This is a genomic window from Micropruina sp. (genome assembly GCF_027492755.1).
In the GTDB taxonomy this organism is placed as follows: Bacteria; Actinomycetota; Actinomycetes; order Propionibacteriales; family Propionibacteriaceae; genus Micropruina.
The window spans coordinates 1-8,855 of record NZ_JAPUED010000154.1 but is presented as its reverse complement, the minus strand read 5'-3'; the positions used below and the strand labels follow the sequence as shown (position 1 = coordinate 8,855).

Genomic DNA, 8,855 nt, shown 5'->3' with positions numbered 1-8,855 from the left:
AAGGTGCTCTACCCCGAGGACTCCACCCCGCAGGGCAAGGAGCTGCGGCTGCAGCAGCAGTACTTCTTCGTGGCCTGTTCGCTGCGCGACTTCATCGACGGCCAGGGTCCCGATTTCGACCTGCACGACCTGCCCGAGCGGGTCATCTTCCAGCTCAACGACACCCACCCGGTGATCGCGGTGCCCGAGCTGATGCGCATCCTGATCGACGAGAAGGGCTTCGAGTGGGACGAGGCCTGGGCGATCACCTCGAAGTGTTTCGCCTACACCTGCCACACCCTGCTGCCGGAGGCACTGGAGGTGTGGTCGGTCGACCTGCTCGGACGGCTGCTGCCGCGCCACCTGGAGATCATCTACAGGATCAACGAAGAGTTCCTCGACCTGGTCCGCGAGACCTGGCCGGACGACTACCTGCGGCTGGGCCGGATGTCGATCATCGCCGAGTACCCCGACCGCGGCGTCCGGATGGCCTTCCTGGCGACCGTGGCCGGCATCAAGGTGAACGGTGTCGCCGCCCTGCACTCGCAATTGCTGCGCGACAAGGTACTGAACGACTTCGCCGAACTGTGGCCGGACAAATTCACCAACGTCACCAACGGCGTCACGCCGCGCCGGTTCATGAAGCTGGCCAACCCCGACCTGTCGAACCTGATCACCGACGCGATCGGTTCGGGCTGGGTCACCGACCTGGAACGGCTGCAGGAACTGGCGCCGCTGGCCGAGGATCCCGAGTTCCGGGCGGCGTTCGCCAAGGCCAAGCAGGCCAACAAGATCCGGCTGCGTGACCGGCTGCGGGTGCGTGACGGCATCGAGCTGCCCACCGACCAGATGCTCGACGTGATGGTGAAGCGGCTGCACGAGTACAAGCGGCAGACGCTGAAACTGCTGCACATCGTGTCGCTGTACGAGCAGATCATCTCGGGCAAGGTGAAGGCGTCCGAGGTCACCCCGCGGAGCTTCGTCTTCGGCGCCAAGGCCGCCCCGGGCTACCGGATGGCGAAGCAGATCATCCACCTGATCAACGCCGTCGGCGCGAGCGTGAACAACGAGCCGCTGGTCGAGGGTCGGCTGAAGGTGTTCTTCCCGGCCAACTACAACGTGACACTGGCCGAGCGGCTGATCCCGGCGGCCGACCTGAGCGAGCAGATCTCGCTCGCCGGCATGGAGGCGTCCGGCACGGGCAACATGAAGTTCGCCCTGAACGGTGCGCTCACCATCGGCACCGACGACGGCGCGAACGTCGAGATCCGCGAACTGGTCGGCGACGACAACTTCTTCCTGTTCGGCATGGACGAGCCCAAGGTCGCCGAGCTCGGCGCTCGCGGCTACCACCCGGGCGAGTACTACGAATCGAACCCGCAACTGAAGGCCACCCTCGACCTGATCGCGTCCGGTCACTTCTCCGGCGGCGACCCGATGACCTTCGAGCCGGTGGTCTCCAACCTGGTGCACCACGACCGGTTCATGGCCCTGGCCGACTTCGGCTCGTACATCGAGGCCCAGCAGCGCGTCGACGCCCTCTACGGCGATCCGGAGGCCTGGACCCGTTCGGCGATCCTGAACGTCGCCCGCTGCGGCTTCTTCTCCTCCGACCGGTCGATGAAGGACTACATCAAGCGGATCTGGAACACCCCGCCGGCACTCTGAGCCGAGCAACGAGATCCCGGTGTTCACCGGATGACAGATGGCGACGCTCGCCCGTCATCCCGGCGGACGCCGGGGTCTCGACGTTTCGCCGGGCGGAGGCACGCCGCGTGGGGTTTCGGAAGCACTCGGGAGCCGCGCCTACACTCGCCAACGTGCCTGTTACCTCCCGCAGCCCCCGCCGTCCCCTGCTCGGTCTCGCGATCGTCGGGGTGGCCGGCGCCCTGACGCTCAGCGCGTGCACGGCCCCGGACGTCTTCGTCGAATCACCGCGCCCGAACTCGCCGACGGCCTCCGCCTCGGCCTCGGTGAACCCGCAGACCGATCCGGCGAAACTGCAGATACCGCTCGACTCACTGCCCGGCTGGACGGCGCCCACGGCCCTGGGTGGCGGCAAGTTCAGCCGTCCGTTCGCTCCGGACGGCACCGTCACCTGGGAGCTGTTCAACGGCGACAACCAGCAGATCGCGAACTACACCCCGGCCGGCCCGGTGGCGTTCGGCGACCCGCAGACCTACACCAAGATTCCGGGCGTGCTCACTTTCCGCGGCAACAACTACCGCAACGCACCCGCCTACGGCACCGCCGACATCACCAACAAGAAGTTGGAGATCGCCTGGACCCACGACACCGGCGACGTCAAGGCCGAGGGCTCCTACTGGGCCGGCGCCGGCTGGACGGGCCAGCCGCTGATGGTCAACTGGCCGCAACAGACCAAGGCGGCCATGGGTCTCGACCCGGCACAGGTGCAGGACAAGAACTTCGTCGAGGTGATCTACCCGGTTGTCGACGGCAAGGTCTACCGAATGGATCTGGCCACCGGCAAGGACACCAAGCCGCCGATCGACGTCGGCTTCGCCTTCAAGGGCACCGGCTCCATCGATCCGCGCGGCTACCCGCTGCTCTACTCCGGGATGGGCCTCAACCAGAACGGCGACAAGACCGGCGACTGGCGCTACCGGATCTTCGACCTGATCCAGAACAAGGAGGTCAGCGGCTGGAACGGCACCGACCCGTCCGCGCCGCGCGACTGGGGTGCCTTCGACTCCTCCGCGCTGGTCAACGCGGCCTCGGACACGCTGATGGAGCCGGCCGAGAACGGCCTGATCTACAAGGTGAAGCTGAACGCCAAATTCGACCCGGCGAACAAGACGGTCAGCGTCGATCCGCAGTTCACCAAGCTGCGCTACGACACCGGCGATCCGAACGCCCGGCACGGCATCGAAGGCTCGGCGGCCGCCTACCGCAACCTGATGTACGCCCCCGACAACGACGGCAACATCATCTGCTGGGACGCCACCACGATGCAGGTCGTCTGGGTGTTCCCGACCGGTGACGACACCGACGCCACCATCGTGTTGGAGAACACCCCCGATGGCCCGTTCATCTACACCGGCAACGAGTTCGACAAGCGCGGTGAGGGCGACAACGGCGCGAAATCCGGCCCGGTCACCTTCCGCAAGATCAACGCGCTGACCGGCAAAGAGGTCTGGAAGTGGGAGATCAACGCCCAGTACAACGCGGTCAACGGCGGCATGATGGCCACCCCGGCGCTCGGCTTCGGCGACGTCTCCGACCTGGTCTTCGTCACCATGGCGCGGACGGCGTCGGAGAAGCAGGGTGACCTGGTGGCGCTGGACAAGAAGACCGGCCAGGTCGTGTGGCAGCGCACCATGGGCGCCTTCTCGTGGAGTTCCCCCTTGCTGATCCAAGGCTCCGACGGCCACGTCTACGGCATCCAGGGCGATTCCAGCGGCCTGCTGCACCTGTTCGACCCGAACACCGGCAAGGACTTCTCGACGCTGCAGCTGGAGAAGAACATCGAGGCCTCGCCCGCCGTCTACAACAACATGCTGGTGGTCGGCACCTACGCCAAGAAGCTGTACGGCATCCGGATTTCCTGACTGCCGCTGGTCGAGCTTGTCGAGTCCCTCAATAGAGGCGGCTCTGACGAGGTTGTTTCGACAGATTCAACCAAGGGGCGCGTTGATCGACGCCTCCTTAAGGAGGCTTGCCGAGGAAATCGGTATCAGGAAACGGGCGCGGCGGCTCATGTGGAGCATTCCCGTCAACAGGAGCCCTCCCATGGCGAAGCAGGCGAAGAAGTTCTCCAAGGTCGTCCGTGACCTCGAATCGATCATCGGTGCCCCGGTGCTCACCGGCCCTCGCGACGGTGAGCCTTCCGCACTGTTCGTGGTGCTGTTCGGCCGGCTCGAGGGCGCATCACGGCCTTCGGTGCTGGGCCGCGGCGAACTGATCAAACAGGAGTTGGTCCTCGCCGATCCGGACGCCGCCGCAGCACTCCGCGACGGCGCGACACCGACCGCGGTAGGCATCGCCTGGCTGACCGGGGACACTCCGCACAGCCAGCTGCGAGCCGTCCGTGAGTTCGGTCACCGGGAGGGTGAGTTGGCCTCCGAAGCCGCGATGTGGATGATCGAACTGAGCGCCCCGAGCACGGTTCCGATAGGCGCCGCGGCGCCGCGCGGAACGAGCCGCGCCAGCGGCTGGTGCATGCTGTTCCCGTGGCTCTCGATGTGCCACAAGAACTGATGTCCTCCTCGTTGCGCAGTCTGCTGGTGGTCACCGCCGCGATCACCGTGGACCTACTGTTCTGGGACGGCGAGGCCCGCCTGATCAGTGGCGGCCAGGTTCCGCTGTGGCTGCCGGTGAGCGTCACGGTCGCTGCGCACACGGCGCTGTTCTGGCGGCGCAGCCGTCCGCTGGCGGTGTTCGGCGTGCAGGTCGCGTTCGCGATGGTCACCCTGCTGGTCCCGCTGTGGCAGCCGGTGGCCGGACTGCTGATAGCCACTTTCGCGGTCGCCGCGAACTCTCCGGCCGCCACGGCCCGCTGGGGCTGGCTGGCGGCGGTGCCGCTGGTCACCCACTCGTACGTGTTGTCGATCTCGGTGGACAGCAAGTGGATTGGCTTTTCACAAGGGGTTCTGCTGTCGCTGATCGCCGGTGGGGTGGCGTGGGCGTCCGGACGGCGCGTCGCGCTGCGCAGCGAACGACTGCTGGCCTGGCAGGCCGATCAGGAGCGGTTGCGCCTCGAGGCGAGCCACCACGAACGGCTGTCGCTGGCCCGGGAACTGCATGACGGGGTGGCGAACACGATCACCACGGTGCTGTTGCAGGCCGCCGCCGCCCGCTCCGCCGGAGTCACCGATCCGGGTGCGTTGCGCGGCATCGAATCCGCGGCGCGCCGGGCCATGGAAGAGATCCAGACAACGCTGGGCCTGATGCCCCGCGAACCGTTGGCCGCCGGCGGACCGCAGTTGGCGGATCTTCCCGCGCTGCTCGCCCTCGCCGCCGAGACCGGTCTGGCGGTCGACTTCGTCGAGACCGGACGCCGCGTCGAACTGGCCCCGGAGGCTCAGACCGCGATCTACCGGGCGATCCAGGAGGGCATCACCAACACCCTCAAGTACGCGCCGTCCGGTACCCGCTGCCGGATCGCGCTGGCCTGGAGCGCCGACGAACTGCGGGTGGACATCGCCGACTTCCCGGCCCGCGCCGGCGACACTCTGCCCGCGCTGCCGCCGACCGGTGGACGCGGCCTGACCGGGCTGCGGGACCGGCTCGGCAGACTGGGCGGCGCATTGGAAACCGAGGCCGACGACGACGGCTACCGGCTCGCCGCCCGGCTGCCGGTGGGCGTCCGATGATCCGGGTCGCGATCGTCGAGGACGACCCGCTGATCCGGGCCGGGGTGGCAGCCGTCCTGGGTTCCGAGGCCGACCTGAGCGTGGTCGGCCAAGGCTCGGACGGCGACGAGGCGGGCGCCCTGGTCGAAGCCTGCCGTCCGGACGTGCTGGTGATGGACATCCGGATGCCGCGGCTCGACGGAATCGAAGCGACCCGCGCCGTCTGCGCCACCGACGCCGCCCCGCCGGTATTGCTGCTGACCACCTTCGACGGCGACCCGGACGTCGTAGCGGCCCTGCGCGCCGGCGCGGCCGGCTACGTGCTGAAGCGGCATCCGGACGACCTGGCTCCGGCGATCCGGCGGGTCGCCGACGGCGAGGTGTGGCTCGATCCGGCCGTGGCGGGGCAGGTGCTGGCCGCGCTGGCATCCCTGCCGGTGTCCGGGAGCCCCAGTGTGGTGGTGGCCGGCCTGACCGCCCGCGAGCGTGAAGTGCTGGCCCTGCTCGCCGAAGGGTTGAGCAACACCGAACTGGCCGAGCGGCTGTTCGTCGGCGTCGGCACCATCAAGACCCACATCTCACGAATCCTGTTCAAGACGGGTTGCCGCGACCGCGCCCAGGCCACCGCGCTGGCCTTCACCTCGGGCCTGGTCGTCGTGCGCTGAGCCGGGCCGGACCCGCTACCCTGGGGTCGCCCGAGACAGCGTCGTCATCCGCCACCCGCACAAGGAGGGGCCCGTGACCGACGTCGCTGCCTTGCCCGGATTCCTCGACGAACCTGACGACGTCCGACTGCGCCGCGATATCCGGCGCCTCGGCGATCTGTTGGGCGAGACCCTGGCTCGCCAGGAATCCCCCGAACTCGTCGACCAGATCGAAGAGATCCGCCGGCTCTCCCGCGAGGCGCTGGCCGGTGACCGGAAGGCCCAGCAGGCCCTCACCCGGCGGCTGAACACCAGCGATCTGCCGACCGCGGTCAACCTGATCCGCGCCTTCCGCACCTACTTCCATCTGGCCAACATCGCCGAGCAGGTGGCCCGCATCCGCACCTTCGACGACCGTCCCGAGGGCACCGGTTGGCTGGCCCGGGCCATCGACCAGGTGGCTGACGAGTTGGGCGCCCCCGCGCTGACCACGGCGCTGGCCAAGCTGCAGGTGCGGCCGGTGTTCACCGCCCATCCGACCGAGGCGAGCCGGCGCACCACGCTGATCCAGCTACGGCAGATCGGCGACGCCCTGCTGCAGGCCCCCGACGAGCTGACCCCGCGTGCCGAGCGGCTCCGCGATCGTGAGTTGAAGCGGATCATCGAGACGCTGTGGCAGACCGACGAACTCCGGGTCGACCAGCCCACCGTCGAGGACGAGGCCCGCAACGTACTGTTCTACGCCGCTGCGCTGATGGCCGACACCGTCCCGCAACTGCTGGACGATCTGGCCGACGAGGTGGCTCAGCAGGGCGGTTACCTGCCGGTCACCGCGGCCCCGTTGGCGCTCGGCAACTGGATCGGCGGCGACCGCGACGGCAACCCGAACGTGACCGCCGAGACGACCCTGCAGGTGCTCGACAGGCAGCACCTGGTCGGCATCGGGGTGCTGCTGTCCGAGCTGGACGGCGTGATCGGCGAGGTGTCCACGTCCGGACGGCTGCGCCGGATCAGCCCCGAGCTGCAGGCCAGCCTGGAGACCGATCTGGAGCTGTTGCCCGAGCTCGACGAGCACGTCCGCCGGGTGCATGTCGAAGAGCCGTACCGGCTCAAGCTGCACTGCGTCCGGCAGAAGCTGGTGAACACCGCCCGCCGGATCCGCGACGACCAGCCGCACCGGCCCGGCCACGACTACCGGGGCAGCAGCCGGCTGCTGGCCGATCTGGAGTTGGTCCGCGCCTCGCTGATCGCGAACTCGGCCGAGTTGCTCGCCGGCGGACGCCTCACCCGGCTGATCCGCACGGTCAGTGCGTTCGGTCTCGGGGTGGCGACGATGGACGTCCGGGAGCATTCCGAGAAGCACCACCACGCGCTCGGTCAGCTGTTCGACCGGCTGGGTGAGCTGGGCGTCCCCTACGCGTCGCTGAACGCCGACGAGCGCTTCGAGGTGCTGTCCGCCGAGCTGGCGAAGCGCCGTCCGCTGGCCCCGTCACCGCCACCGCTGGACGCCGACGGCACCCGCACCTACGCCACCTTCGAGGCCATCCGCGAGGCGCACGAACGGTTCGGTTCGGCCTGCATCGAGAGCTACATCGTCTCGATGACCCGGGGCGCCGACGACCTGCTGGCGGCCGTACTGCTGGCCCGCCAAGCCAGGCTGGTCGACGTCACCGAGAACCTCGCCACGGTCGGTTTCGTGCCGCTGCTGGAGACGGTCACCGAGCTGCGGGCCGCCGGCGAGATCGTCGAGAAGCTGTTCGCCGACCCCTCCTACCGGGCCTTGGTGAAGCTGCGGGGCGACGTCCAGGAAGTCATGCTGGGCTACTCCGATTCGAACAAGGACGCCGGCATCGCCACTAGCCAATGGGAGATTCACCGGGCTCAGCGGGTGCTGCGCGATGTGGCGGCCGCGCACGGCATCCAGCTGCGGCTGTTCCATGGCCGCGGCGGCACCGTCGGCCGCGGCGGTGGCCCCACCCACGAGGCGATCCTGGCCCAGCCGTTCGGCTCACTACAGGGCGAGATCAAGGTGACCGAACAGGGGGAGGTGATCTCGGACAAGTACACGCTGCCCGCGCTGGCCCGGGAGAACCTGGAGCTGACGCTGGCCGCCGTCCTCGAGGCCAGCACCCTGCACCTGAGCTCGCGGCAGAGCGCCGAGCAGCTGGCCCAGTGGGACGCCGCCATGCAGACCGTCTCGGACGCCGCCTTCGTCTCGTACCGCTCGCTGGTGGAGCATCCCGACCTGCCTCCCTACTTCTGGCAGTCCACGCCGGTCGATCAGCTGGGCGCGCTGAAACTCGGTTCGCGGCCGTCCAAGCGGCCCGACAGCGGCTCGGGGCTGGAGGGGCTGCGCGCCATTCCGTGGGTGTTCGGCTGGACGCAGACGCGGCAGATCGTGCCCGGCTGGTTCGGTGTCGGCAGCGGCCTCGACGCCGCGGTGGCCGCGGGCCTGGGCGATCAGCTTCAGGAGATGTACCAGCAGTGGCACTTCTTCCGGACCTTCGTCTCCAACGTGGAGATGACACTGACCAAGACCCGGCTGGACGTCGCCCGGCACTATGTGGCGTCGCTGGTCGACCCGAAGCTGCACCACATCTTCGACCGGATCTCCGAGGAGCACGACCGGACGGTGGCAGCGATCCTGGCGATCACCGGCGAGGACGAGCTGCTCGACAACCAGCCCATCCTGAAGCGCACGCTGAGCGTCCGAGATCTCTACCTCGACCCGGTCAGCTACCTGCAGGTGGCGATGTTGGCCCGGCTGCGCGCCGGTGACCGTGATCCCCAGTTGGAGCGGGCCCTGCTGCTGGCCGTCAACGGTGTCGCCGCCGGCCTGCGCAACACCGGGTAGTCACCGTTGATCGAGCCCCCCACCCGTTGATCGAGCTTGTCGAGATCCCTGGTTTCGACAAGCTCA

At 68.4% G+C, this 8,855-nt stretch carries 6 protein-coding genes; all 6 read left to right on the top strand.

Annotated features, from left to right (window positions below):
• On the top strand, positions 1-1,647 hold a 1,647-nt coding region (locus tag Q0066_RS10965), incomplete at its 5' end, for a glycogen/starch/alpha-glucan phosphorylase (protein WP_298132833.1).
• Between the two features lie 152 nt (positions 1,648-1,799).
• Positions 1,800-3,548: a PQQ-binding-like beta-propeller repeat protein gene (locus tag Q0066_RS10960; RefSeq protein ID WP_298132831.1), complete on the top strand. Its 1,749-nt coding sequence runs from the start codon at positions 1,800-1,802 to the stop codon at positions 3,546-3,548.
• A 181-nt stretch (positions 3,549-3,729) separates the two neighbouring features.
• Positions 3,730-4,197, top strand: coding sequence for a hypothetical protein (locus Q0066_RS10955; protein WP_298132830.1), 468 nt, complete (start codon positions 3,730-3,732; stop codon positions 4,195-4,197).
• Positions 4,170-5,312 (top strand): histidine kinase, encoded by a 1,143-nt coding sequence (locus tag Q0066_RS10950; protein WP_298132828.1) that lies wholly within the window; start codon positions 4,170-4,172, stop codon positions 5,310-5,312. The genes Q0066_RS10955 and Q0066_RS10950 overlap by 28 nt, the downstream gene beginning before the upstream one ends.
• Complete coding sequence (locus tag Q0066_RS10945; protein ID WP_298132826.1) at positions 5,309-5,956, top strand: response regulator transcription factor; 648 nt, start codon at positions 5,309-5,311, stop codon at positions 5,954-5,956. Before Q0066_RS10950 ends, Q0066_RS10945 begins: the two co-directional genes overlap by 4 nt.
• Before the next feature lie 73 nt (positions 5,957-6,029).
• Entirely contained in the window at positions 6,030-8,789 is a 2,760-nt protein-coding gene (gene ppc / locus Q0066_RS10940) for a phosphoenolpyruvate carboxylase (RefSeq protein ID WP_298132824.1), read from the top strand.
• Positions 8,790-8,855: the final 66 nt, after the last annotated feature.